The sequence below is a fragment of the Enterococcus diestrammenae genome (assembly GCF_049384045.1).
Classification (GTDB): Bacteria; Bacillota; Bacilli; order Lactobacillales; family Enterococcaceae; genus Enterococcus_C; species Enterococcus_C diestrammenae.
In genome coordinates this window covers 100,130-123,606 of record NZ_JBMRGR010000008.1, presented here as the reverse complement: position 1 = coordinate 123,606, position 23,477 = coordinate 100,130, and the positions used below count along the sequence as shown (strand labels likewise).

Genomic DNA, 23,477 nt, shown 5'->3' with positions numbered 1-23,477 from the left:
AAAAGAACATGTAAGCTATTTAAATACAACATTCCCTGAACCTAGCAAGCCATCAAGCTCGCTTTTCACGAGGGGCGTGTTGGCGATTTGGTTTTCTTGGGAAAGAATTTTTTTTACTCCAGATGAAGCATAGACCAAAATCACCGGGACACTCCCAGGATGGGTCGCTATAATATGGAAAAGTTGATTTAAATCCTCCCTGCGCTCTTTGTCCGGCGGAATTCGTAAATAACAAGTCATCTGATCCAAATTGGCTTGGGCATCCCGGGCTAACAACAAGGTGTCAGCAATCAGCTGCAATTCTTGATTGTATTTGCTAATCTCAGCCTTTCCTTCCAAGTAAAGAACATCCCCGACAGCAAAGGTTTGACGCACGTGTCGATAAAGCTTCGGAAAAATCGTGACACTCAGTTCACCAGTAGCATCATTGCCTTCAATAAAGGCCATCTGCTCTCCTTTCTTCGTGCGGATTTCACGAATATCCCGGACATATAACAAAATGCGAACTTTCTGATTGGCTACCAAGTCAGTCACCTGTTGGACGTGGGCTCGTTCTTGTAAAATACCAAATTTCTCAGCCGGATGCCCGGAAAGATAGACCCCAAGATACTGTTCCTCTAAGTCCAGTTTTTCTTCTAAAGAATATTCCCGAACATCGGTTACCTTCAAAGTCATCAAATCAAGTAAATCCAAACTACCGCCACTGTATTGGATATTTTGAATCTTCCCTTCTAACTCCGTCATCAATTGCCGACGATTGGGTTCCAATTCATCAAAGACGCCAATTTGAATGAAGGGGGTCAATAAGTCGACTTTGCGCCATTTGCTGTCCACCCGATAGAGAAAATTATCCAGTGAGGTATAGGGACCATTTGTCCGGCGTTCTTTCACGACTTCAGCGATAAAATCGCGACGGACACCTTTGACAGTTCCAAGGCCAAAGCGAATCGTCGTCAAATCCTCCAAATAAAAGCCAAAGCTACTCTTATTAATCGTCGGAGGCAAAATCTTGATGCCACGTTTTTTAGCTTCTGCTAGATATTCCTTAACTTTGGCCGGGTTACTCCGCACTGATTGTAAGAGGGCCGCAAAAAAGGGACCCGGAAAGTGGACTTTGAGATATGCCATCTGAAAGCCTACAAAGGAATAGGCAAAGGCGTGGGATCGGTTAAATCCATAGCCGGCAAAGCGCTCAATATAATCATAAACTTCATTGGCTTTTTCCCGGGTATGACCCAGGCTGACAGCCCCGTTGACAAAGTTTTGCCGTTGTTCATCCAGGATGCCTTTTTTCTTTTTTCCCATGGCGCGTCTTAAGATATCTGCTTGTCCTAGGCTAAACCCCGCAAGCTTATTGGCAACTTGCATAACTTGCTCTTGATAAACCATGATGCCATAAGTATTTTGCAAGATGGGGCACAAGCTATCATCCAGATAACTGACTTTTTCCTTGCCATGTTTTCGCTGAATAAAATGATCAATATTTTGGGCTGGCCCTGGACGGTATAAGGCATTCACCGCTGCAATTTCTTCAATATTTTCCGGGCCTAGCCGCCGAAGGACATTGCGGATGCCCGCAGATTCAAATTGGAAAATCCCTGCGGTGTCCCCTTTCTGAAACAGTACCATGGTTTGGGCATCATCTAAAGGAATCTGCTTTTGAGATAGTTGCTTACCCGTAACTTTTTTGATCCCTCGCAAGGTGTCATCGATGATGGACAGATTGCGCAAGCCTAAGAAATCCATCTTCAACAAGCCGACAGTCTCCACATCATTCATAGTAAACTGAGTCAATAAAATATCATCAGAACCGGCTTGTAAAGGTACTAACTCCGACAAATCCCGGTCACTGATGACTACCCCGGCCGCATGAGTGGAGACATGTCGGGGTAAGCCTTCCAAGGTCAAGGCTACCGCAAACAAGGCTTGATTCCGGGGTGTCTGAGCCACTAGTTCCCGCAGTTGGACAGATTGATCATAAGCTTCTTTCAAAGTGATTTTCAGCGTATTGGGGACGGCCTTGGACCAACGATTGGACTCAGATTGGGACAGACCAAAGACGCGGGCAGTATCTCGTAGCACCATTTTGGCCGCCATCGTGCCAAAAGTGGCGATCTGAGACATGCGCAGACGTCCATATTTTTGTTGGACGTATTTCAGCACTTCCTCGCGGCGATTATCCGGAATGTCTAAATCAATATCTGGCATCGTGTAGCGCTCTGGGTTGAGAAAACGTTCAAACAACAAATCATATTCGATGGGATCAACATCGGTAATGGCTAAGACATACGCCACTAGTGAACCCGCTGCTGACCCCCGCCCAGCCCCGGTAACAATCCCTGTTTCATGAGCGTAAGCCATCACATCCCAGACAATCAGAAAGTAATCGTCAAACCCCATTTGATGAATCACTGCTAGTTCGTAGTCCAAACGATTTCGGTAAACCTCTGATGCTTGAGAAACACGTTGGGATAGCCCCGTTTCACAGAGTTTCCGTAAAAAAGTCGCTGCATCCTCGCCAGTCGGCACTGGAAATTTTGGCAATAATTTCTGATGCAAAGGTAGTTGCCAGTCACAACGAGTTGCAAAAGCTTCGGCATTGGCCAAAGCTTGACCGTCATGCTGTTGAAAATAAGCAGTTGCTTGTTCCTCGGAAAGCAACTGACCAGAACCCGTCAGCTGCAATTCCTCCAGATCTGCCAGCTGCGTTCCTTCCTTAATATGGGTCATGACTTTGACAGCTTGTAGTTCATCGGCTTTAAGACTTACCACCGAAACTACCGCAAAGGGTAAAATCCCTGCTGCCTGAAACCATTGGGCAGCCTCTTGGTCAGTTTCTTCATTGCTATCGACAGCATAAAAGAGTTTTGGTAACAATTGCTTTAAAGTCGCCAATCGTTCCGGCAATAACTCTGGATGACCATAACGTAAATAGCTGAGTTCATTCCGAGCTGGCAAGACCGCCGTCAAGTCCTCTGAAGGTAAAAAATTCTCTAATTGTACGCGCCCTTCACTCATTTTTTGCGTTGACAGTAGGATCAACTTTTCGTAACCCGCTTGATTTTCAGCAAACAATAGAATTTCACTTTCCCCTTGCTGAACCGGAGAATAGTAATCTAAATGTAAGCCAATCACCGGCTTAAGCCCCGCCTTACTACAAGTTTGAAAAAAGCTGACTGCCGCCGTCAAGACGTTGCGATCACAAATCCCCAGCGTCTGGTAACCCAGTTTGGCTCCGGTAGCTACGTACGCTTCGATGGCGACTGTACTTTGCAATAAGGAAAAAGCGGTTGTGGTATAAATTTGCGGAAAACTCATGAAAAAACCTCCAGAAAATTTCCAAGCTATGTTTTCTTTACTTCTCAAAGAATTATGTTAAACTAAACACGACAGATTTTCATTAGAAAAGAGGTGCCAATATGAAATATATCGTGACGTTGTTCTGGGCCTTTATTTTAGGTCAAGTTGTCGGTTATTTAGGTAGTGCCTTGATTGGGGCTGCTTACAACTTCCAACTCGCCACCATTTTATCTCTAATTGTCGGTGTAATTGTCATTTTGATCGGCACAATCGCCCCACCAAAAGAATCGAAAGCCAGTTAAACTAAAAGGGCAAACAGAAAAACCAGTTACGTTTATTGTAACTGGTTTTTTTGACTTTTCAATCAAAGGGCATCACCAATCTTATTTTTGCGAAAATTAAACAGCGAAAGCCCGATATTCAGCAATACGAAGCCACTAGTCACCCAGAAAACCGCTCGATAGCCCAGTCCATGAGCCACCATTGAGCCGAGCATCGGCCCCAGTACTTGCCCAAAGTTGGAAAACATTTGGTTATAGCTGTAAATGCGGCTAACACCTTCTGTGGGGGTAATTTTGGAAATAATCGTATTGATGGAAGGCATCAAAGCACCAGTGGAAAACCCTAGTAAAAAGCGCAAAACGCCCAATTGGAAAGGAGTTTGGACAAAGCCCATCGGAATAAAGCAGAGTAACGATAAGACTAAACCAAAGAGCAAGACTTTATGGTTGCCAATGCGATCCCCGATTTTTCCCAACGTGGGGGATGACAAAATTGCCGAAACACCTGAGATTGAGACAATCAAGCCACTGACAAATAAGAGATTTCCGCCAGCGCCATGCAATTGGCGAATGTAGAGCGTCAATATTGGGCTAATGCTCGTAACACCGACTTGTAAGATTAAAGAAGTGGCAAACAAGCCGATCAAAACTTGCAAATTGCTAATTTTCCCCAAAATTTCTTTGGTAGTCAGCATATCTGTCTTATCCACTGGTTGAAAATCTTCTTTGACAAAAAAGATGGTTAATAAGGTCGTTATCAACAATACTGTACCGGTAATAATGAAGACATTTTCCATCCCAAACCACTCGGCCAAAGCACCGCCCATGGAAGGTCCTATCAAGTTGCCGGCAATTGCCCCAGTAGCCAACGTCCCTAACGCCCAGCCACTTTTTTCTTTGGGTGCTTGAAAGGCAATCAAAGCCGTCGCATTTGGTATGTATCCGGATAAAATTCCCGTCATAAACCGCATAATCAATAACCAATATACATTTGGGACAAAAGCTAAGGAACCCATGGTAAAGGTCATCCCCACCGCTGCCCGAATCATCATCAAACGCCGGCCTTTGCGGTCAGCCAAATTTCCCCAGATAGGCGCGACCACAGCCGAAGCAAAAGCCGTAACCGAAATTGCCAAGCCTGAAAAAAGTTCTACCTGATTTTTGGGCGTCCCCAATTGTTCGATATATAAGGGAATAAAAGGCATTACCAGACTAAAACTAGCGCCCGTAAAAAAGCAACCCACCCAAGATATCAGCAAATTCCGTCGCCAATCAATCTTCATTTTTTCAACCTTCCTTTCCACCTCATCCTAACTATACCTTAGTTTTTCATTGGAGAAAACCACGAAGGCCCTTAGCACGCCTTTTTTACATTTAGAAACAGCTGGCTTTGGAGATTGAAAAAAGCTTGCCCTTTCAAGGAAGGACAAGCTTTTTTTGAAGCCAGAGATTATAAAAAGGCTAAAATCACGAAGTTTGCGATAAACAGTAGATCTACCACCCAAATAATCGGTGACACTTCTTTGGTTTTGCCTTTCACGACTTTGATCAAGGTGTAGAAGATAAAGCCGGCCGCAATCCCGTAAGAAATGCTGTAGCACAAGCCCATGAAGATCGATGCGAAGAAGGCTGGTACGGCTTCTTCCAAATCCGGCCAATTAATGTCAGCAAAGGAAGCCAACATCATTACCCCGACCAAAATCAAGGCTGGTGCGGTTGCTTGGGTAGGTACTACAGAAATCAGTGGTGAAAAGAGACTAGATAAAGCAAACAAAGCTGCGACTACAACAGAAGTCAAGCCGGTACGACCACCAGCTCCGATACCCGCTGCTGATTCCACGTAAGTCGTGGTGTTTGAGGTCCCAAAGATTGCCCCAATCGAGGTAGCAATCGCATCGGCAAACAACGCTTTATCCATTTTAGTATTGAAGCCACGGCTATCATCCAAAGCATCTTCATCTTCTTTAGAGAAGATGCCCGTGCGGCGACCCGTACCGATGAACGTGCCGATGGTGTCAAAAGTATCAGATAAACTAAAAGCGATAATCGTCATCAATACTTGCGGAATTTTTGACGTATCAGAAAATAGCGACTGCATCCCGTCTTTCCCGAAAGCTGCACCAAAAGTTGTTCCGAGTTCATTGATGGAAGCCCCCAGAGAGTTTGCTTTCCAATCAATCGTCCCCAAGTCCACCACACCCATCAAAATACCGATGATAGTTGTTGCGACGATCCCAATCAAAATGCCCCCCCGGACATTTTTTACGACTAATAAGGTCGTAATTACCAAACCAATTAAAGCTAACAAAACGCCACTATTGTTAAAGTTCGCCAAAGCGGGGACGATACCACCGTTTGTGACAACACTAGTTTCGGGATCACCCGCGACGATATTGGCTTTTTCAACAGTAAAGTTTAACAAGTTAGCATTTTTCAAACCCACATAGGCCACGAAAATCCCAATCCCACCACCGATAGCGTGTTGGAGACTTTCAGGAATGGCGTGAATAATCATTTTTCGAATCCGAGTAATCGTAATTAAAATATTGATCAGCCCACAAATGAAGACCATCGCCAAAGCTTCTTGCCAAGAGTACCCTAAACCAAAAACAACAGTATAAGTGAAGAAAGCATTTAGACCCATCCCTGGCGCCTGAGCATAAGGGACATTGGCAACTAACCCCATCACTAACGTCCCAATCACTGAGGCGATGATTGTCGCTAGAAAGACCGCTTGAAACGGCATCTGAGTTTGCGACAAGATGGATGGATTGACAAACAAAATGTAGCTCATGGCAAAGAAAGTGGTAATCCCCGCCATCACCTCCGTCGAAACAGTGGTGTTGTTTTCCTTAAGCTTGAAAAACTTATTCATGAAATTTTCTCTCCCTAAGACAATAATATAAGTGCGATTAGGAAATTTCCTAACACAGATGATTATAGGAATAACTTTAAGAATTATCAAAGAAAATCAGAGCTTTTTTGAACTTTACCTAACGAACGTTCGTGTTTTACTGATTATATAGCCTATTTTTCCGAAAAACAGTCGCAATTCATTCGTTTTTCTCTTGAAATGTATGATTACCATTCAGAGAGAAGTCTTGCTGACTTTCCTAGCTGCCCCTAAGCTTTTCTTAAATCCCGAGAAATTCTCTTTGAAAATTTTGTGAAAATTGTAAAGCATGGTAGAATGTGACAGATACTACGGAACAAAGGAGTATATTTTATGACACAAAAACTTATTGCAATCGACTTAGACGGAACGACTCTCAATGGGTCTTCACTTATTTCACCAAAAACCAAAGATGTCTTGCAACGGGCGACCAAAGCTGGTCACATTGTCAGTATTGCCACTGGCCGACCTTTTCGTATGAGCGAACAATTTTATCGTCAATTAAATCTGAAAAGTCCGATGGTGAACTTTAATGGCGCTTTGGTTCACCTGCCCTATCAACATTGGCTCCAAGAATCAGAAACGCTATTTAGTCGCGACATCGTTTTTGACATCTTGGCACAAAAAGACGCATTACAACTGGACTATATCGCCGCGGAAAACCGGGACACTTTTTTTGTGGATCGAATCGACTTTGAAGATGCCTACCTCTTCTCCAACGAAAAACCCACGGAAGCCAACCTGTTGGAAAATCTCAAAACCAATCCCACTTCCATGTTGGTTCAAACCAACAATGACATGGCAGAAACTGTGACGGATCAATTGGTACAGCAATACTCTGATTATGTAGATGTCAGTACTTGGGGTGGTCCGAAAGCCATTTTAGAGATTGTTGCCAAAGGAATCGAAAAAGCTCACGGAGTTAAAATCATCGCTGATTCCTTCCAGATTGATCGTCAAAATATCATCGCGTTTGGTGATGAACACAACGATGTGGAAATGTTAGACTATGCCGGTTGGGGTGTCGCGATGGCCAATGGTTCAGAAGGTGCCAAAGCAGCTGCCAATGATATCACCGAAAAAACCAACGATGAAGATGGTCTAGCGGACTACTTGGAAAAGTACCTCGCTATCTAGAACCGATTGAATCAAAACAAAAAAGCCTGATCCCTACCAGTAATCAAGGGATCAGGCTTTTTTCAGATACACAATATCCTCTGATAATTGACTTGCGTTTTTTCTTCTATAAATAGAAAAAACTTTTACCTGTGATTTGTAAATGAAGAACTTTTCAATTCTAAACTACCATAAACAACTTCCTCTTTACTCAAACAGCAGCTGCCAGTCCGGCAAGTTGGCGCAGTCATTCAATTAGTGGCCTCGATGTTCCAAATTCAATCTTCTCTCTCTTTGATCAAAAAAACCGACACAACCTGTGCCGGTTTACCTGTTTGAATTAACCTAAAAATCCTGCTAAGAAGTTGCCTCCGTACAAAAGCGCCATACTATACAAGAAGATAGACAACGGTTTTGCCAACAAGATAATCGCAGTGTATTTTTTGAGTGAAATGTTTGTCAGCCCAGCCATCAAACACAACGCATCATCGGGAGCAACCGGTAAGAATATTGCCAAGGTGAAAAGCTTATCAAAACGATGTTGATTTTCCAGCCAACCAGAGTAGCGATTATAGGTTTTATCTGAAACCATACTCAAAATAAATGGTTTGCCATAGCGTCTTCCCAATAAGAAAATAATGATGGAACCGATACAGATGCCGACATAATTGTACACAAAGCCCATCATCGGACCAAATATCAATACGCCAGCCGCACTAGAAATCCCCCCAGGAATGATCGGAATCACCACTTGCAAAATCTGTAACAATATAAAAATCAAAGGGCCCAAGATGATGTTGTCTCCCACTAGTCCTCGTAAGGCATTCATGTCTTTGAAGACACCGAGATTGATAAAATAAATGGTCAAACAGACCGACACGGCCAAGCCGATGACTGAAATTGTATTGATTAATCTTCTTGAAGCTGTCACGCTCATGGGATCATCTCCTTTTCTCCTTTATTATAAAAGAATGCCCCTTGCTTTTCGATCTTTTTACCTGTCATTTGTCAAACAGTTTTGTAAGGTAGCTAGCTTCTCTCATTCACACCTTTACTATAAAGCGTTTCGGAAAAAAGAACATCAGCCTTTAGGCGTAATTTCCCGCCTCAATCACTAGTAGAGGCTGTCGATTGCTTCCGCTTCAGCCAATGAACCCATTTACGAATGACCGTTTCGCAAGCGCCTGTAATCATAAAAGCACCAGCAATTGCGGCGGCAGTTACTAAAACGATGACGACATTTTCTGTTGCCACTTGATTGTCCCCTAACACCAGCTCTCGAACCGCTTTATAGGCTGGGCCTCCTGGTACTAGTGGGACTAAGCTTGGAATATTGAAGATAATAACTGGCATTTTTTGAAAACGAGAATAAAAAATACTCAGTAAGCCGATTAAAAAAGCCGCGATAAAATTGGCTAACCCTAAGCCAGTCCCCACTTCCCGCAATCCCCAATAGACAATCCACCCCAAACCACCAGTAATGCCAGTGGCTACCAAAGCCTTACGAGGAATATTGGTCAGAATGCCAAAAGCCACCGAACTTAAAAAGCCAAAGAATAATTGAATCAACCAACTCATCATAAGACACCTCCAAAGGCAGATAAGATAAAAGCAATCCCGATACCGATCGCCGCAGCTGTGAAGACAGCTTCAATTCCTCTTGCAATGCCACTGATCAAATCCCCTGCCATGATATCGCGAAAGGAATTGGTAATGGCCACCCCTGGTACTAAAGGCATCACGGCCCCGATAATTAGATTATCAACATTTTCTGCCAATCCAAAGTTGACACAAAAGACCGCTGAGGCCCCAATGACCAGCGCCGCAATAAACATATCCAAAAAGCTCAGCCCCAACCATCTTTTCGCCACTGTCGCACTAAACAATCCCAAGCCACCAATGACAAATGTCGCGATAAAATCACGCCAACTGCCACCAAAGGCATACATCAAGGTAGCACTGACTATACCAGCTGCCAACACTTGTGTGATAAAGCGATAACTTGGCGTATTTTTTTGAGCTTGTCGCAACCGGTCGTACAGTTCCTGTAAACTAATTTGCCTTTCGGCAAATTGGCGCGACAGCTGATTCACGGCAACGACTTTTTCCAAATTAATCGCCCGTTCATGGACATCTTCCAACTGGCAATACGGACCTTCTCTAAAACCCATAAACAAACCTGTCGCGGTGACATAGCTAACACAATCAGCTTCACCAGCATTGCGGGCAATGCGCAACATGGTATCTTCCACCCGATAAACTTCTGAGCCATTTTCCATCATGATTTTTCCTGCTAACACACAAGTTTTTAAAATCATTTTTTTATTTTTACTCATTTGCCAGTCTCCTTGTATGAAGTTGTTTTCAAAACAATAATGCTAGGTTATCTGAAATTTTGGTATTCAACATTAACAAGTTTATTTTCAAATATATTAATAACCAAAAGAAGTATAACAATAAACCTGCTATTTAGACATCATCTGTCTTTTTTACTCTTAAAAATCCGTTAATAGTCCAGCTTATAAAACACTAAAGTTATTTTATAATTCGTTTTTGTACCTTAAATAATAACGTAACGAGTGTATCATTTCCCAAAAAAGAGATTTCCCTTTATAATGGATTCAGGCATAGATTACGTTATAATAATGAAGGGAGTATTGTTATGCGTCGAAAAGTTTATACCAAAGACCAGATTCTTAAAGCGGCCTATGAACTGATAGCAAAAGAAGGGTTTGGTAAATTTACCGCCCGCAACATTGCCAAAAAAATGGGGATTTCGACCCAACCGATCTATCTTGAGTTCAAAAATATGCAAGATTTAAAAAACACTTTAGTAGAATCTATCATGACCGACTTACACGAAAATGTCTTTCCAGTTCGTCATACAGATGATATTATTGTCGATCTCGGTCTCAATTATATCAATTTTGCTCGAGAAAATCGCAATTTATATGTTGCCTTGTATGTCGATGAGTATGGTGGCGGCCAGATGGTACACGATTTTTCTTACGATTACTTTAAAGAAAACGTGTCAAAAGATCCAAAATATGCCGATTTAAGCGAAGACTACATTAAACCGCTTCACGATGGCATTTGGATCACAGTCACTGGGATTGCTTCGTTGATGTCTTCTGGAATCATCCAGCCTAGTCAAGAAGAGATTATTGAATTAATCCAACGGGCTATTGAAATGATTTTAAACGTCAAAGAACCCGAAAAAGTCTTCGATAATTACTGAACTTGTCACCACTCATGAGTGATTTTCGCAAATCATACAGGAGTGGTGGTATTTTTTCTTGACAAATCCGTAATTTTTGCGAAAATAGGACATGTGCCTTGGAGAGTTGGCAGAGTGGTAATGCAACGGACTCGAAATCCGTCGAACCGGCTAATACCGGCGCGCAGGTTCAAATCCTGTACTCTCCTTATATAAAGAAAGAAACCCCGTCCTATCGAGGTTTCTGCCATCTGTTTCTAGTTTTGACTTGATTTTGACTTGATTTATCAAAAATTCACTCATAAACGCTGGGGGCATTAGCATTTGTCAATCATTGGCAAGTGCTTTTTTTATGTAATGAACACGCCCCTCCCTCGCATAAGAGACGCGTTCAACCAAAAGTACATAATGAGAACTATCTTGTGTTCTACCTCCACTCACAACTCAATCATATTATGACAAGTAGCCGTTCATTCTGTGGACGTTTTTTCATTACTCATTTTTGAGTAACAGCTCAGGGCGTGAACTACTTTACACCCTCCACACATTACCGTCTTGGACAAATTTATCCGCCACGTTAGCTAACTGAACGATTCGTTCACCCAGAGCCCTCCAGTATTCCTAGCGAAACACGCTTAGAATGCTCCTCTGGCACACGGTTCTCACCCAAAATCGACAATAAGCGACATTCCCACCCTGTTGTGGTCTACTTCACACTTCTCCAGGTTCAAGGATCGCATAAATTCCGCTGCAACTTCATCGCCTGGTTTGAAAATTTTCGCTTTGCTTGGGTCTAGTGTAAATACCACTTCATCACGTATAATCCCCAGGAAGGAAGGCTCATAGCTTTTCAGATACAGCTTGCCCATTTTTAGATTGAACTCCGGCAATTTTGCTATTTGCTTTTTGTTGTACACGCCTGTAATGCCCTTTATTTGCGTTTCTAGCCGTGCCTCTGCTTCAATCCGTCTCTGTCTATACTCATACGGTTCAATACCGTATAGGTCAGCCATTGCCTTATCTGTGCCTGGTTCAGCACTAAACGGCTTGCCATACTGCTGACTGATTACTCGCCGTTTAATATGCGTGACATACTTATCAGATAAGAGTTTGACATCAGCCTCATCTACCAGCTTTAAAGCGTTGAAAAATACAGTAGCCGCCTTCTGGTCCCATTCGGTCAACTCACTACTTAATTCAATATAACCTTGCCATTGTCGCAAATAATGTTTCGCAAGCCAGCTCATAATGCAAATACCTCCGCCATTGTTGTTACATCGTTCAATACATCGCCGGACAGCGTGACTTGCTCCGGTTCAGGCTCCAACTGCTCCCTAAAGCAAATCGCCGTTTCAATCTCTTGGATCTCGGTTGCTACCTTTTGCAATAACTCCATCGAAACATAGCCTCTTTTTTGCCCTGTATAACGTGATTTCAAGCGTTTTAGCTCATCGGCTGGTAAACTATCAAGATACATATTAAAATGCTTATTCCTAAAGATATTACGGTCTATACGGCGCTCTACTAAGTCCATGCGGTCATAAAGGTTAACAATCTCTTTATCCGGCCGAAAACCGCACGAAACAACACCCAAGGATGAATATTCTAGGTGGGTGGTCATGGACTGCTGATAGAACTCCCAACGCAATTCGTTAAAGTGTCTCTTGAGTTCCGATATCCTCTTGCTCAGTCTAAAATACTCTTGAACAATCAACTCATCCATCACGTCCATGCAGTAAGCCCCCTTTTATTATGTATAAGAGGTGGTCAAAGCCACCTCAAAAATAAGTTATTAGATAAGACTAACATTTGTAGCGTTCAATCCTCTTTCTGTTTCTGCTGGTTCAAAATTTAGCGATTGATTCGCCTCCAATTTTTTATATCCTGGCATATCAATTTCTGAATAGTGAACAAAATAATCGTGCCCATCTTCCCCAGCAATAAAACCAAATCCTTTAACTTCGTCAAACCATTTTACAGAACCAATGATTTTCTTTTTTAAATCTACACTCAAACCGGAACACCTCCCATATCCATGATTGCTTGTTTACTCGCTTGCTCCATTTTCCTGTTTAATCGGTCCAGTTCAGACGGATTATTAGCATCCACATTCCCAAAGTGATTGTGTTGCTCAACGGAGATATTCCCTTGTGGCCCTCTCGGATTTTTCTTTTCGGGATCCGTTAGAGGCGTGACTGTGGTTTTTCCATTGCCAACATTTAACAATTCTGGACCAGCTTCACCGACGATTGCTTGACCATTAATTAAGTGACCGCCTTTGGCTAAATACGGTATTTTCCCGATTGAAAAGGACTTCCCACCTACACCTGGAACCCATTTAGGAATCTTGATATTATTCAAACCACCGATAAAGCCGTTAATCAGCCCAATCATGCCATTAATAGGCGCTTTGGCCATTGCAGCAATACCTTCAAAAATACCGCCAAAAATATTTACTACGCCTTTCCACGCTTTCGACCAATTCCCGGTAAATACTCCAGTAATAAAATCGATAAAGCCGTTAAATATTCGCTTTCCAGCACTAGCAAAGTTGTTAAAATTCGCCATGATACCATCAAACACACCGCCGATGTGGTTTTTCAAGAAGTCAAAGACCGATTTCCCGACGTCCTTTATTCCTTTGAAAAAGGCATTCACACCATCTCTAAACCACTTACATTTGTTGTAGGCCAGAACAAATCCTGCGATTAGCAAAGCAATCCCTGCTATAACTAGCAAGAAAGGGTTCTTTGCTAAAAATCCAATAAGCTTTACCCAACCGCCTTGTAATGTTGCGATACCGCCAGCCACTTTTGTCACAGAACCAAGTAACGTACCGAGAATAACTAAAAATGGTCCGATAGCAGCAACAATCAAACCTATTGTCACAATCCAATTTTTAGAGTCTTGATCCAAACTTTGAAACCATTGAGCAAAAGCCTTTAATGCATCAGCAGCCTTCTGGATATAGGGAGCAAAAATATTTCCAACCTCAGCTCCGGCCAACATAACCTCATTCATGGCACTTTGATATGTGACCGTTTCTTTTATTTCATCTTTGAGTTTACTACTAGCGCCTTCTGACTCTTCATAAGCAGTTTTGTTATCCGCTAATGTTGTGTTGGCTTTTTGCATTGCTTCTATTACTTTATATCCCGCATCTTCACCTTGAGATCCAAAGATTGCTGAGATTGCTGCAGCTTTTTCCTGCTCCGTTCCCAGATTAGTAATTTCACTTGCCAAGAGTTGGAACGCTTCTTGATTGGTTAACCCGCCTTCTTTAATCTCATTAAATAATCCTTGGAAATCCCCACCTAAATCAGCAACGGCCGTTTCTACAGTTCCATCGCTCATGCGGATTCCAAATTCTTTCACTAGATCGTTCACTTTGTCGAGATTATAGGCACCACCATCTAATCCGGCCTCTAAAATGGCAAACATTTCCTCTGCCGAATAGCCCGAATCAGCAAACAAAGGTGCGTACTCCGCCAAGTTGTCTCCTAATTCATGAGTCTTATCCAGCCCATTTTGAGTAGCCACGGTAATTAAATCCATAGCTTCTTCTCCACTAAAACCGTATGTCGTCATTAGAGAATTAGCCCCACGCAAGGTTTCATCCATGTCAGCATCAAAAAGCTGTTCGAGAGCTAAGGCTTTCTCGGTCATTGATTGGATAGCGTCAGAACTTTGATTTTTTAACTCTGGAAATTGGTTGATAATCCGCACGACAGCTTCTTTCGCTTCGTCAATACTGCCAACCATCCCATCGGCAAAAACATCTTCCATTGCTTGATTCAGATTTTCTGCCTCGGATTCCGTCAACCCAAAAGCCGCTTGGATTTCGGACTGAGCAGTATTAATATCATTAGCAGCATTGATTCCAGCCGCCCCAATTCCCAAAATGGGCGCTGTAATACCAACAGACATCTTTTCACCGACACCTTTAACCTTTTCGCCGGCTTCTTCAATCTTGCCCAGTTTTTCAGCTGTTTCAGCTGACATCTTTCCTTGCTCTTCTAGGGCTTCATTTGTTTCTTCTAATGCACGTTTCAACTTGTTTTGACCGGTTTCGGATTCTAACATTTTCTTGTAGAGCTTTTCGGATTCAGCAGAATATTCACCAGTTTCTTTGACAGACTTCTCATATTCTTCTCGGAGCATCTGTGTTCGCTGTTCAGCTAATGCGACTTGTTTCTCTAGCTTTTTCTTGGTTGCGGTCAACTTCTCGGTTTGAGTAGCATCTTTATCCATTGCCGATACATGGTTCTTGTACTCGGTGTTAGCCAAGTTCATTTCTTTGTTGATGGCTTTAATTGATTGCGAATAAGCAACCTCGCCATTCGTTTTAAAATTTAAAACTACATCAGATTCTTTTCCTGCCAACGTCTACCATCTCCTTTGCATCGTCGCTAAGAACTCATTTTCTTTCTCCTTCATTTCATCTTTAAGTACATCAAATTTATTTCCATCCACAAGTTCGCCCTTGTTGAACTCCGAGATCAAAAAATTGCACAACTCGATTCGCTTCGATAATAATCGCATAAATGCTTTTAAATATTTTTTTTCGACTTCCTCAAGCTTTCGAACCTGGATTATAATCAATTCACGCTTGATTTTTTTTAACTTTTTTACTAATGCTTTTAAACTACTAGCCGCATCTTTTGAACTCCCCCAATCAGGAAGCATATACTGTTCCCAAACCAAATCCATTTCGATTCTTAACAAATCAGTCTTTTTCATTTGTCATCTCCACTATTCCCTCTCAGACAAGAAACTATTAAATTCTGCCAAACTTTGGACATCTTCTAAATTCTTATCGTACTCAGTTACTAAACGGAGTAGTTCTTTCACTGCCGCTGTATATCTATTGACCATCGTGTTATAAGTCTTCGCCGTTGCCGATTCTTTATAAAATTCTTGACTACCATTCTTAAAAAATTCAACGGTGCCGTTTTTGTTCATGTCAGATTCGAGTTCTGATAGGGTTACGTTCATAAATGCGATTCGTTCTATCAATCCTTCAACAACTTTTACGCTACTCCTAGGAACTTCTTCCATTAGTGCTTTAAGTTTGGCTATTTCAGCCTTAATTAGAGCCTCTTTTTTTGCCAAATCGTTTTGCCCCCCTCCCGTAAGAACCGAATGTATTTTTCGGAGGTCCCCTCCCGTTCCCTTTTCAAAAATTTAAAATCATTTTGAACAGGGGGGATTGTTTTTACGAATCAATTCTAAAATCGTGATCTAATCTTCCGGAAACTCTCAATTCTTCATCTAACCACGAGTTAACCGCTCGCTTAACAGAATATAAGTAGCTACGCACGCCCCCGTATAGCGCTGCATCTAAATTATGTGATTTATTTGAACGAGGATCGCCTCCCAAAACTTCTACAAGTTTTCCCATTGCAAAATTATGAGATTGACATAACCCATCCTGTGTTACTAATAGCCGGTGAAAATCCGTGCTCATCGCCGCTGCTACTTCTGAGAAAGTTTTTCCTTCGAATAGCTTCTTACCTTCATTCAATAATGCTGTGTTTTTCTCCGACGTTTCCTTTTTTAGCCCCTGAATATATTTACTGGAAACTGAGTCCGCAATTTCTTTCCGCTCCTGATAGGCCAAAGCAATCACTTTCTCCAGATCCTCAATATCCTTATTCACACTCTTGTTTGCTTTAAACGACTCCAATGTATACTTTCCTTTGGCTGCTAACTCCTTGTCCCGAGTTGCCATTAAGGAATCCAGTTCCGCTTCCAATTCATTAAGGTTTGCATCGATTTCTTTCAATTCTTCTACTACTGGTGTAGTCACTTTGTACTCATTCGACATATCATTTTCCTCCGCTTAACTTTGATTTAATTTTTTCAATCACATTCGAGTTTGACGGCTTAACCTGAGATACTCGCTTAGCTCGATTAGTTTTCAACAATTGACTTCGCCTTTCAATAGCTTCTTGATTCCTGGGGTCAAGATTTAACAGCTCATTCACTTTTTTTAAAGGTAAGGTTTCGATTGGTGGATTCTCAGCCTTAGCCTCAGCTTTGGCCTTCGCTTCCATCTCTTGCTGGTATCTTAACCATTCTCGATCATTAAAAAAATCATCTTCAGTTTTCATTTTTGCCTCCTGTATATTTCCATTGAAGATTGGCTTGCATAGAAGATTTTGTTTTCCCTCTCGCAAACTTTTTAAAGAAACTAGATCGCACACCCAACGTTTCAATAGTCGCCTTTAGCAATGTGGCTGTCTGCTTATCGCTCAGCTTCCCGGCTTCTTCTTTATCTAAAGCCTCGTTTAGTTGTGCTTCGCTCATCCCGGTAAGTCTGCATAACTTTTCCGGTGCAAGCTTGTTCAATACCAAAATTTCACGGATACTTTTCATAATTGCTCTCCCCTCCTATCTTTATAAAAAAACGGACACAAGATACCCCTTCATAAAAGCATGAAGTAATACCTTGTATCCGCTGGTTCTTCCTAGTCAGATACTGTTATTCTGTTATAGTTATTATATCATAAAACACGTCAAAAAGCCTGATATAAAAGCATTTTCAGTCTATTTTATTCGTTGTTTTTACTTCATACAAGACGACTTTCCCGTTTTTCACAGTTAGTACGACTTCGCCATAATTCGGCAATTTAACATCAACTGTTTTGCTATTAGTGTCAATATACAACCGATCACTGCTCACTCATATTCCCCCTATTCTTTTTAATCTCTATACCAAATAGAAATAGTTGTCTCCGATTCAAAATTTTCTCCTTCACCAACAGCAGCAGAACTTTGCTTGATATGAAAGATAGCCCTCTCTGGATCTTCAGCCAAGAAGTCATTTACTCTTGCTTCTAGTCCAGGTTGTCTTGCGTTAGCATTTGTATAGTGATACACCGGGCCTCCTGATTTAAATATCTTTACCTTCAGTGGCCGTGGTTGCCCTGTGAAATTATTCATCTTGTTCCTCCAGTAAATACTCTATCAACTCATCATCAGTCAGCAGCAACGCCAAGAACCTATCATGCAGATTGGTAAACAAAGCCTCTTCACGATCCGTCATTTTCCGTTGAGTTGCCAGGTTATACAGCGCAAGCAGCCCGGATAAGTCCTCTGCCACTTCCTCGGCTGTTTGGTAGTTCTCCCCATCAACTAAGGTTACCACCAACAATGATTGACTCCACTCCACTGATTCCCTTAGCCAGTTTGCATCGTCCGCCATTATATCCAAGGCTTCCTGTGAGAACGTGGAATAGTCCTTCGTTGCCAGCGCCACACTAAATGCCAGCGTGTTCATCAAGAAGCGTTCCATCATCTCGGTGTATTGCATGTTCATTGGTTTATTTGTGCTTATGAAATTTAGCATTTTATTCCTCCAATCTTGTTCTAAAGTTACCAAGTAAAAAGCGTCAAAGCGACAAACGGGCGTCAAATATTTTTAAATTGTCGCTTTTTATAATCCTTGTCATACCAAGGGTTTGAAGGCTATTTCCCACAAAAAAGCGACAAAGCGACAATTTGAACAAGTTGCCACTATATTTTATTTATCATGATTAATACGTTATTCTTTTTCTTTTTTCCTTAAGAATATATAACTTTGTCGCTTTGTCGCCTGACAGGTAAAGTTCCTTACTCTCCCAAGGTATACAGCGGGCGTCAAATATTTTTAAATTGTCGCCAACTTGTCGCTTTGTCGCCTAACCTCTCCAAAAGAGAGGCTGCTTCTTTTTCGGGTCGATTCTATCTGGTGAATAGTGGGAATAATAATCCAAGTCATTAAACACCTTTAAGTCGCTTTGGTGAAAATAGTCTAACGGGGCAAGGTTTTTTCTTGAGTACGTCCACAGTTTCGGCTCTAAGATATCCTTCAGCTCCTTGGTAAAGGTGTTCTGTTTCATGCCTCGACTCTTGTTCTCTTCCTCATTCCATGCTTTAAAAAGCTCAAATAGGAACTTCACTGGTAGCCGTTCACTGGTAAAATCACCAAAGAAAGCATTGTAAAAGCGAAGTACATTGTTGTTATCTTCTTCAAACTGTTGAAGGATTTCCATGCCGTCAGCGGTGTTTTCCATCTCCACATCGTCCAAGTTGACTGCTTTGTACGCAATCCATTCTAAAAGCTGTTGATTGTAAATGTAATGCGACTTGACCTTTTTGTTATCCCGCCCCTTGTAAGTATGGTTAAAAGGAACGATAACCAACCGGCGTTTAAATCCATCATCAAAGCCATTGATTTTAGGGAACTCATTAAACGACTGCACGATCTGGGCGGTGATAACTACCCCGAACCCATCTTTGCCTTTGCCTTCAGCTTGAACAACGTCACCCGTCACGATCGAACGAAAATTTGAACTATTCTCTATGAAGTCTTTACCGGTGTTATCATCACCAATGATTAAACTGTTGCCGTACGCTGTATAACAACCCCATCTAGCAGATAGCTGTTTCAGCGTCAATGCGGCGGTGTTACGTTTGCCAACAAGCGCCCGCAGCAACATTTGAAAAGTACCCTTACCGCTTTTCCCTTCCTTTGAGAAAAAGAACAACGCCTTTTGTGACACGTAATTCCCATTTAAACAAGCGTGGAATATCTTCCAAAAAAGCTGATACTTGTCTGGGTTATCGTCTGACAGTTCTTTTAGCCAATCACTAAAGCACCAATCAGCAAACGCTGGTTCTTTGGCGTTAGGATTGTAATTGACGGAAGTTTTTGCAAGGAAAACTTTGTCTGGTGTAAAAGGAAGCAATTTCCTTTCTGTGCGGTCAAATATGCCATTATTCATCACTATTAGTGATTCGTCCATCGTAGGCTCTTTTTCTGGTGATTCGATTTCTAACCACCCCATAATGTTTGATCTAGCTGCACTATTAGTCGTATTTTCAACTTTTAGGATAAGCTTCCCAATGAAGCGCTCGCCTCGCTTATAAATGCCTTCGTCCAAGTCGTAAGCACACAACGGGGCAACTTCTGGGTTGTAGTCGGTAACTACTGCAAAATGAACGTGCTTTTTCAATATATTAGCTACTGTTCGGGGCGGTACTGGTGGGATTGTCGTCCGAATCTCCCCGGTTTTTTTGTCTTCTTTTTGCGTTTTGTGTTCTTCCCGCCAGGAGTCACCTTCTGCATATAACACTTGATAAAGCTCACTCATCGTTTTTGGCGGTGTTCGTGTATCAATTCTTTCTTGTTCTTCCTCAATAAATTGGAGAATATCGTCTTCCAATTAGTGCCCCCCTTTCGTGTGCTTCTTCACTCGACTTTTGAAAGTAGCGTTGATTTCGCTTATCTTCAAAGGTTTTTCCATAAAATTATCATTAACCACTAGGAGTAACTGGTAGATGGTGTCTAGGTCTGCTCCAACGGCCAACATTTTAGACGTCTGTCTCATAATCCAATCATTACGACTTCCTTCACCCTTAGGCGCTCCGTGAACTAGCTCATCAAGAAAAGCACCAGTGTATTTCTTACCAGTCGTTCTTGCATGTTTTGGATAGTTCGCTATCTCAGCAGATTTTACATTTCCTTGTAGCGCCTGTATCAGCCAGTTTGGGGCGGTGGCAACTTGTTCGATATACTTACCATCTAACGCACTGTAAACGCCGTGTGTGGTCGTTGTTGGGGCTATCGGTATGCCGTGAGTAATGATATCTATTCCGGTTTTCTCCTTGCCAAGTAAAGCATTAAAGGCGTCTTGTTGCTGTTCCATCTCCACACCGTCCGGCAGCTTAAAGAAAAAGTGAACGCCGTTTCGTGGTGTCTTCTCTATATAGGTTGGAGGAAACGAACCAAACCGATTCCAAACTCGCTTGATATTTTCTACGCCATCAGTTTCTTTTTCGTGACGATCAACATCTATGACCATCAAGCGACTAGGCTCAAGATATAAGCCAATGTTCGCTTTGGGATTGTCAATCCACCACTTATTAAGCTGTTGCAGATCGTTCGTACCGTCATAGAATCCATTTGATCCCTTAAAAGGTATCTTAGTACCTGGGACCAATGGATAAATATGGAGGCCAAGTTTTTGATATTTCCTTACCTGTTCAATCATCACTTGCCCTCCTAACTTCGTACTCGTCCCATTCATTCCATAAGATTGCCACCACTGAAAACAACGTCAGCGCCTTTACTACCATCGGAGCAAAGCCAATGACTAGCCCGGCTACTACCCCTAATGCAAACAGATTAAATTTTTTATTCATCGTGGCCACCTCAACTAGCAAATACTGCATCGCCAGTATCAAACCGTAGGATTACTTGCTGGCCTGTAACGTCAGCCATTCGCCCGTGGAATCAATCTGGACTGATAAGGACAACTCCCGGTCTAAATCGCTTGAAGCCTGTAATGTAGCCCCATACGTCCGAATCTTTTCCGGGATCTCGACTTCTTTATATTTCCAATTCTCAACAATAATGATTGTTACTGATTTATGGCCTTGGCCTATTTGTTTTGTCATGATAGCCGCCTCAATCCGGGCAAATCTCGTTTGAGATTCGCAAAACTTCGGTTTTAATGTCATCAATCAAATCCACTAAATCATCTAGTTCACCGCTTTGGGCAATATAGGCAATTGCGAATTTATCACCTTGTTGTTGCGCATAAGTCAATCGGCATAGTGAGTGCTGTGCCACGCTGAGTTGAGTGAATAGCTTCCGTAATTGTTCCGCATTTTCGTATAATTGGTTGTCTTTCATAGTAATTTCCCTCCAAATTTGTTATCATGGAGTAAGATAAACGGCTATGAAAGTCCGTTCTGATAGCCTTTAGCGCATTGTGTCTTGCCGGACAGCGCTGAGGCTTTTTTTCTTACTCCAATCATAATTAATACTCCTGACTTGATACGTAATCCTTGAAGGCTTCCAAAACTTCCAGCGCTTCATACTCTGATAAGTTCGCCGCCTCTGCCAGCTTCGTAAGTGCTGCTAATTGGCTTTCTCTGAGGCTTTTTAGCATACTCTTGAGGTTTGCCTCTTGTTGAGAAAAGTAGGCTATCTTGGCTTCTAGTTCGTCGTTTAGTTGTGCCACGTTGTCAATCATCTTAAAAAGCATATCTTTCACCAACTCGGTATCGTCTGTTTCTTTCAATATTTGTACGACGCTTTTTCTAAGGGCCGTGATGTTTGCTTTCATGATTTAAACTCCCAACTTAATTCCCAAGACGCTTGCTAACTGTTCGACTTTTAAATAAATTATTTCTTGGTATTCTTCAAAATCGACTGGCTCGCCTGTTTCGTTATCTCTAATAACGCCTTGAGATATATCAGATAAATCTTGCAAGACAGATTCAGCGGTTACTTCTGGTTCGTAATCTTCCTTCAAAAGCTCAAGGCCGTTCATCGCCAGTCTAAAACTCTCTTGGGCAACCTCTCCCGAATTTTCAAAAGCTGATTGCAAGTGATACAACACTCTGTTCTGTAAACCATCTTTTTCTAAGTAGTGCATGATAAATTCCTCCTTCTTCCAATCCATAAGTGACTAACATTTGACTTCCGACATTCCACTTGCGCCCCCAGCGATTGCGATTAGTTTTGATATTGTAGTAACCATTCCCGAATTGCCTTTTTACTATAAAGAACCATTCCAGATTCCAAGCGAATTTCCGGGCAACCTTGTTTTACCCAATCTTTCAATGTATTAACACTTACATCAAAAGCAGCTGCCGCATACTTCTGTTTCACGATATCTTGGTTATCAACCACCGCTTGCAGCGCTTGTTCAAACATAGATACTGCTCCATCAAAACTTTGCTTTTGCCATTGGGCTAGCGTTTCTTCGATTGTTAGCATATGATTTTCTCCTTTCTTCCCGATAGCGATACGTTACTTTGCGTAACTTTTGGATATTTTTTTAGACGTCACTTTGCGTAACCTCTTGCCTATATTTTATATTTGATTTACAATGATGTCAAGTAACATTGCGTAACTTTTTTTAAAAGGAGGATCTTATGAATAATAATGAGCCCAATAAATCCGAAGTTGGTAAGCGCATTAGATCAATACGAACAAAAAAAGGTCTCACACTTGAAGAATTTGGCTTGATATTCGATCCACCCGCTAGTAAAAGTATTGTTTCTCGTTGGGAATCTGGAAAAAGCGTACCAAGTCCCGAACGGATAAAAACTATTACAGAACATTTTAATATTTCTACTATGTATTTACTTTATGGAAAAATAACTTTTGATGATGCTCGATATAGTAGTGAATATGAAAAATTTATCGAAAAACCAGATTTTAATACTAAAGAAGCTGAAGAAAAAATAAATTCGTTAGTACACAATTCCAACCTTGAAGATATACGCTTTTTCTTTTCTGAATTTGATTTATCTGATCTTAATCTACAACAAGGGTTCTATTTATTAGAGGTACTCGCACCTTTGGGATTAAATGATGCAGAAAAATACGACGATGAGTTGCTATCTCTTTTAGTTAAACTTCTATCTAACATAGAACACCTTTATAGATACTCAGAATATAAAAAATTAATTGCGTTGATGAACCAATCGCCAAAAAGTAAGACTGAATTAAAGTCTGATATACACAAGCACATTGAGGAAATTATTAAATTTATTACCTAGTAAATCACTAAAATCTAGATATATTAGCACTTTTACACATCTTCATCTAGTATACGAACTTCTAAATTTTACTATGTACAACATTCCCTCCCCCACACGCCCCCAGCGT

30 protein-coding genes and 1 tRNA gene are annotated in these 23,477 nt (G+C 41.6%); 5 read left to right on the top strand and 26 right to left on the bottom strand.

The window, feature by feature from the left end; genetic code table 11:
* Nucleotides 1–15: 15 nt before the first annotated feature.
* Nucleotides 16–3,318: a DNA polymerase III subunit alpha gene (gene dnaE, locus ACO03U_RS07535; RefSeq protein WP_204687489.1), complete on the bottom strand. Its 3,303-nt coding sequence runs from the start codon at nucleotides 3,316–3,318 to the stop codon at nucleotides 16–18.
* A 101-nt stretch (nucleotides 3,319–3,419) separates the two neighbouring features.
* On the opposite strand from dnaE, the gene ACO03U_RS07530 reads away from it, so the two are divergent.
* On the top strand, nucleotides 3,420–3,602 hold the full coding sequence (locus ACO03U_RS07530; protein ID WP_161869989.1) for a YjzD family protein: 183 nt from the start codon (nucleotides 3,420–3,422) through the stop codon (nucleotides 3,600–3,602).
* Between the two features lie 62 nt (nucleotides 3,603–3,664).
* Here the strand turns inward: ACO03U_RS07530 and ACO03U_RS07525 are convergent, their stop codons facing one another.
* Nucleotides 3,665–4,864, bottom strand: a complete 1,200-nt coding sequence (locus ACO03U_RS07525) for a multidrug efflux MFS transporter (RefSeq protein ID WP_204687491.1) — start codon at nucleotides 4,862–4,864, stop codon at nucleotides 3,665–3,667.
* Between the two features lie 167 nt (nucleotides 4,865–5,031).
* Entirely contained in the window at nucleotides 5,032–6,456 is a 1,425-nt protein-coding gene (locus ACO03U_RS07520) for an NCS2 family permease (RefSeq protein WP_204687493.1), read from the bottom strand.
* 351 nt (nucleotides 6,457–6,807) lie between these two features.
* Here ACO03U_RS07520 and ACO03U_RS07515 point away from each other — a divergent pair, with 351 nt between their 5' ends.
* A complete protein-coding gene (locus tag ACO03U_RS07515; protein ID WP_204687495.1) occupies nucleotides 6,808–7,611 on the top strand; it encodes a Cof-type HAD-IIB family hydrolase in 804 nt (267 codons plus the stop codon).
* A gap of 319 nt (nucleotides 7,612–7,930) precedes the next feature.
* Here ACO03U_RS07515 and ACO03U_RS07510 read toward each other — a convergent pair whose 3' ends face one another.
* The 3 genes from ACO03U_RS07510 to ACO03U_RS07500 form a co-directional block, all read right to left on the bottom strand.
* Nucleotides 7,931–8,527, bottom strand: coding sequence for a TVP38/TMEM64 family protein (locus ACO03U_RS07510; protein WP_161869993.1), 597 nt, complete (start codon nucleotides 8,525–8,527; stop codon nucleotides 7,931–7,933).
* Between the two features lie 170 nt (nucleotides 8,528–8,697).
* The gene (locus ACO03U_RS07505; protein ID WP_204687557.1) at nucleotides 8,698–9,168 is read right to left on the bottom strand and encodes a threonine/serine exporter family protein; all 471 of its coding nucleotides are present in this window, start codon (nucleotides 9,166–9,168) and stop codon (nucleotides 8,698–8,700) included.
* Nucleotides 9,168–9,926 (bottom strand): threonine/serine exporter family protein, encoded by a 759-nt coding sequence (locus ACO03U_RS07500; protein WP_204687497.1) that lies wholly within the window; start codon nucleotides 9,924–9,926, stop codon nucleotides 9,168–9,170. Before ACO03U_RS07500 ends, ACO03U_RS07505 begins: the two co-directional genes overlap by 1 nt.
* Before the next feature lie 326 nt (nucleotides 9,927–10,252).
* On the opposite strand from ACO03U_RS07500, the gene ACO03U_RS07495 reads away from it, so the two are divergent.
* Both ACO03U_RS07495 and ACO03U_RS07490 read left to right on the top strand, forming a co-directional pair.
* Nucleotides 10,253–10,828, top strand: a complete 576-nt coding sequence (locus ACO03U_RS07495; RefSeq protein ID WP_204687499.1) for a TetR/AcrR family transcriptional regulator — start codon at nucleotides 10,253–10,255, stop codon at nucleotides 10,826–10,828.
* Nucleotides 10,829–10,928: 100 nt separating this feature from the next.
* A tRNA-Ser gene (locus ACO03U_RS07490) sits at nucleotides 10,929–11,016 on the top strand.
* A 453-nt stretch (nucleotides 11,017–11,469) separates the two neighbouring features.
* On the opposite strand, the gene ACO03U_RS07485 is transcribed toward ACO03U_RS07490, so the two are convergent.
* The 20 genes from ACO03U_RS07485 to ACO03U_RS07390 form a co-directional block, all read right to left on the bottom strand.
* Entirely contained in the window at nucleotides 11,470–12,054 is a 585-nt protein-coding gene (locus ACO03U_RS07485) for a hypothetical protein (protein WP_204687501.1), read from the bottom strand.
* Nucleotides 12,051–12,539 carry a hypothetical protein gene (locus tag ACO03U_RS07480; RefSeq protein ID WP_204687503.1) on the bottom strand — a complete coding sequence of 163 codons (489 nt, stop codon included), beginning with the start codon at nucleotides 12,537–12,539 and terminating at the stop codon, nucleotides 12,051–12,053. Before ACO03U_RS07480 ends, ACO03U_RS07485 begins: the two co-directional genes overlap by 4 nt.
* Nucleotides 12,540–12,599: 60 nt before the next feature.
* A complete protein-coding gene (locus ACO03U_RS07475) occupies nucleotides 12,600–12,821 on the bottom strand; it encodes a cold-shock protein (RefSeq protein ID WP_423104517.1) in 222 nt (73 codons plus the stop codon).
* Entirely contained in the window at nucleotides 12,818–15,190 is a 2,373-nt protein-coding gene (locus tag ACO03U_RS07470; protein WP_204687505.1) for a phage tail tape measure protein, read from the bottom strand. Before ACO03U_RS07470 ends, ACO03U_RS07475 begins: the two co-directional genes overlap by 4 nt.
* Nucleotides 15,191–15,193: 3 nt before the next feature.
* Nucleotides 15,194–15,547 carry a hypothetical protein gene (locus ACO03U_RS07465; RefSeq protein ID WP_204687507.1) on the bottom strand — a complete coding sequence of 118 codons (354 nt, stop codon included), beginning with the start codon at nucleotides 15,545–15,547 and terminating at the stop codon, nucleotides 15,194–15,196.
* Nucleotides 15,548–15,559: 12 nt separating this feature from the next.
* Entirely contained in the window at nucleotides 15,560–15,919 is a 360-nt protein-coding gene (locus tag ACO03U_RS07460; protein WP_423104514.1) for a hypothetical protein, read from the bottom strand.
* A 103-nt stretch (nucleotides 15,920–16,022) separates the two neighbouring features.
* Nucleotides 16,023–16,634: a hypothetical protein gene (locus ACO03U_RS07455; protein WP_204687509.1), complete on the bottom strand. Its 612-nt coding sequence runs from the start codon at nucleotides 16,632–16,634 to the stop codon at nucleotides 16,023–16,025.
* 1 nt (nucleotide 16,635) lies between these two features.
* Complete coding sequence (locus ACO03U_RS07450; RefSeq protein WP_204687511.1) at nucleotides 16,636–16,920, bottom strand: hypothetical protein; 285 nt, start codon at nucleotides 16,918–16,920, stop codon at nucleotides 16,636–16,638.
* The gene (locus ACO03U_RS07445; protein WP_204687513.1) at nucleotides 16,910–17,185 is read right to left on the bottom strand and encodes a hypothetical protein; all 276 of its coding nucleotides are present in this window, start codon (nucleotides 17,183–17,185) and stop codon (nucleotides 16,910–16,912) included. The genes ACO03U_RS07450 and ACO03U_RS07445 overlap by 11 nt, the downstream gene beginning before the upstream one ends.
* 166 nt (nucleotides 17,186–17,351) lie before the next feature.
* Complete coding sequence (locus ACO03U_RS07440) at nucleotides 17,352–17,492, bottom strand: hypothetical protein (protein WP_204687515.1); 141 nt, start codon at nucleotides 17,490–17,492, stop codon at nucleotides 17,352–17,354.
* Nucleotides 17,493–17,512: 20 nt separating this feature from the next.
* Nucleotides 17,513–17,752: a hypothetical protein gene (locus ACO03U_RS07435; protein ID WP_204687565.1), complete on the bottom strand. Its 240-nt coding sequence runs from the start codon at nucleotides 17,750–17,752 to the stop codon at nucleotides 17,513–17,515.
* On the bottom strand, nucleotides 17,745–18,158 hold the full coding sequence (locus ACO03U_RS07430) for a DUF3206 domain-containing protein (protein ID WP_204687517.1): 414 nt from the start codon (nucleotides 18,156–18,158) through the stop codon (nucleotides 17,745–17,747). The genes ACO03U_RS07435 and ACO03U_RS07430 overlap by 8 nt, the downstream gene beginning before the upstream one ends.
* 331 nt (nucleotides 18,159–18,489) lie before the next feature.
* Nucleotides 18,490–20,016, bottom strand: a complete 1,527-nt coding sequence (locus tag ACO03U_RS07425; RefSeq protein ID WP_204687519.1) for a DNA primase family protein — start codon at nucleotides 20,014–20,016, stop codon at nucleotides 18,490–18,492.
* Nucleotides 20,017–20,844, bottom strand: a complete 828-nt coding sequence (locus tag ACO03U_RS07420) for a bifunctional DNA primase/polymerase (RefSeq protein WP_204687521.1) — start codon at nucleotides 20,842–20,844, stop codon at nucleotides 20,017–20,019.
* Nucleotides 20,837–20,995: a hypothetical protein gene (locus tag ACO03U_RS07415; RefSeq protein ID WP_204687523.1), complete on the bottom strand. Its 159-nt coding sequence runs from the start codon at nucleotides 20,993–20,995 to the stop codon at nucleotides 20,837–20,839. The genes ACO03U_RS07420 and ACO03U_RS07415 overlap by 8 nt, the downstream gene beginning before the upstream one ends.
* 51 nt (nucleotides 20,996–21,046) lie before the next feature.
* The gene (locus tag ACO03U_RS07410) at nucleotides 21,047–21,250 is read right to left on the bottom strand and encodes a hypothetical protein (RefSeq protein WP_204687525.1); all 204 of its coding nucleotides are present in this window, start codon (nucleotides 21,248–21,250) and stop codon (nucleotides 21,047–21,049) included.
* A gap of 10 nt (nucleotides 21,251–21,260) precedes the next feature.
* The gene (locus ACO03U_RS07405; RefSeq protein ID WP_204687527.1) at nucleotides 21,261–21,488 is read right to left on the bottom strand and encodes a hypothetical protein; all 228 of its coding nucleotides are present in this window, start codon (nucleotides 21,486–21,488) and stop codon (nucleotides 21,261–21,263) included.
* A gap of 127 nt (nucleotides 21,489–21,615) precedes the next feature.
* Complete coding sequence (locus ACO03U_RS07400; RefSeq protein WP_204687529.1) at nucleotides 21,616–21,924, bottom strand: hypothetical protein; 309 nt, start codon at nucleotides 21,922–21,924, stop codon at nucleotides 21,616–21,618.
* Between the two features lie 3 nt (nucleotides 21,925–21,927).
* Nucleotides 21,928–22,236, bottom strand: coding sequence for a hypothetical protein (locus ACO03U_RS07395; RefSeq protein WP_204687531.1), 309 nt, complete (start codon nucleotides 22,234–22,236; stop codon nucleotides 21,928–21,930).
* An 80-nt stretch (nucleotides 22,237–22,316) separates the two neighbouring features.
* Complete coding sequence (locus tag ACO03U_RS07390) at nucleotides 22,317–22,580, bottom strand: DNA-binding protein (protein ID WP_204687533.1); 264 nt, start codon at nucleotides 22,578–22,580, stop codon at nucleotides 22,317–22,319.
* Between the two features lie 158 nt (nucleotides 22,581–22,738).
* On the opposite strand from ACO03U_RS07390, the gene ACO03U_RS07385 reads away from it, so the two are divergent.
* Entirely contained in the window at nucleotides 22,739–23,368 is a 630-nt protein-coding gene (locus ACO03U_RS07385) for a helix-turn-helix domain-containing protein (RefSeq protein WP_204687535.1), read from the top strand.
* Nucleotides 23,369–23,477 lie beyond the last annotated feature (109 nt).

Coding starts and splice junctions, on each gene's coding strand:
- dnaE (WP_204687489.1), bottom strand. CDS start 3,318: ATGAGTTTTCCGCAAATTTATACCACAACCGCTTTTTCCTTATTGCAA.
- ACO03U_RS07530 (WP_161869989.1), top strand. CDS start 3,420: ATGAAATATATCGTGACGTTGTTCTGGGCCTTTATTTTAGGTCAAGTT.
- ACO03U_RS07525 (WP_204687491.1), bottom strand. CDS start 4,864: ATGAAGATTGATTGGCGACGGAATTTGCTGATATCTTGGGTGGGTTGC.
- ACO03U_RS07520 (WP_204687493.1), bottom strand. CDS start 6,456: ATGAATAAGTTTTTCAAGCTTAAGGAAAACAACACCACTGTTTCGACG.
- ACO03U_RS07515 (WP_204687495.1), top strand. CDS start 6,808: ATGACACAAAAACTTATTGCAATCGACTTAGACGGAACGACTCTCAAT.
- ACO03U_RS07510 (WP_161869993.1), bottom strand. CDS start 8,527: ATGAGCGTGACAGCTTCAAGAAGATTAATCAATACAATTTCAGTCATC.
- ACO03U_RS07505 (WP_204687557.1), bottom strand. CDS start 9,168: ATGAGTTGGTTGATTCAATTATTCTTTGGCTTTTTAAGTTCGGTGGCT.
- ACO03U_RS07500 (WP_204687497.1), bottom strand. CDS start 9,926: ATGAGTAAAAATAAAAAAATGATTTTAAAAACTTGTGTGTTAGCAGGA.
- ACO03U_RS07495 (WP_204687499.1), top strand. CDS start 10,253: ATGCGTCGAAAAGTTTATACCAAAGACCAGATTCTTAAAGCGGCCTAT.
- ACO03U_RS07485 (WP_204687501.1), bottom strand. CDS start 12,054: ATGAGCTGGCTTGCGAAACATTATTTGCGACAATGGCAAGGTTATATT.
- ACO03U_RS07480 (WP_204687503.1), bottom strand. CDS start 12,539: ATGGACGTGATGGATGAGTTGATTGTTCAAGAGTATTTTAGACTGAGC.
- ACO03U_RS07465 (WP_204687507.1), bottom strand. CDS start 15,547: ATGAAAAAGACTGATTTGTTAAGAATCGAAATGGATTTGGTTTGGGAA.
- ACO03U_RS07455 (WP_204687509.1), bottom strand. CDS start 16,634: ATGTCGAATGAGTACAAAGTGACTACACCAGTAGTAGAAGAATTGAAA.
- ACO03U_RS07450 (WP_204687511.1), bottom strand. CDS start 16,920: ATGAAAACTGAAGATGATTTTTTTAATGATCGAGAATGGTTAAGATAC.
- ACO03U_RS07445 (WP_204687513.1), bottom strand. CDS start 17,185: ATGAAAAGTATCCGTGAAATTTTGGTATTGAACAAGCTTGCACCGGAA.
- ACO03U_RS07435 (WP_204687565.1), bottom strand. CDS start 17,752: ATGAATAATTTCACAGGGCAACCACGGCCACTGAAGGTAAAGATATTT.
- ACO03U_RS07430 (WP_204687517.1), bottom strand. CDS start 18,158: ATGCTAAATTTCATAAGCACAAATAAACCAATGAACATGCAATACACC.
- ACO03U_RS07420 (WP_204687521.1), bottom strand. CDS start 20,844: ATGATTGAACAGGTAAGGAAATATCAAAAACTTGGCCTCCATATTTAT.
- ACO03U_RS07415 (WP_204687523.1), bottom strand. CDS start 20,995: ATGAATAAAAAATTTAATCTGTTTGCATTAGGGGTAGTAGCCGGGCTA.
- ACO03U_RS07410 (WP_204687525.1), bottom strand. CDS start 21,250: ATGACAAAACAAATAGGCCAAGGCCATAAATCAGTAACAATCATTATT.
- ACO03U_RS07405 (WP_204687527.1), bottom strand. CDS start 21,488: ATGAAAGACAACCAATTATACGAAAATGCGGAACAATTACGGAAGCTA.
- ACO03U_RS07400 (WP_204687529.1), bottom strand. CDS start 21,924: ATGAAAGCAAACATCACGGCCCTTAGAAAAAGCGTCGTACAAATATTG.
- ACO03U_RS07395 (WP_204687531.1), bottom strand. CDS start 22,236: ATGCACTACTTAGAAAAAGATGGTTTACAGAACAGAGTGTTGTATCAC.
- ACO03U_RS07390 (WP_204687533.1), bottom strand. CDS start 22,580: ATGCTAACAATCGAAGAAACGCTAGCCCAATGGCAAAAGCAAAGTTTT.
- ACO03U_RS07385 (WP_204687535.1), top strand. CDS start 22,739: ATGAATAATAATGAGCCCAATAAATCCGAAGTTGGTAAGCGCATTAGA.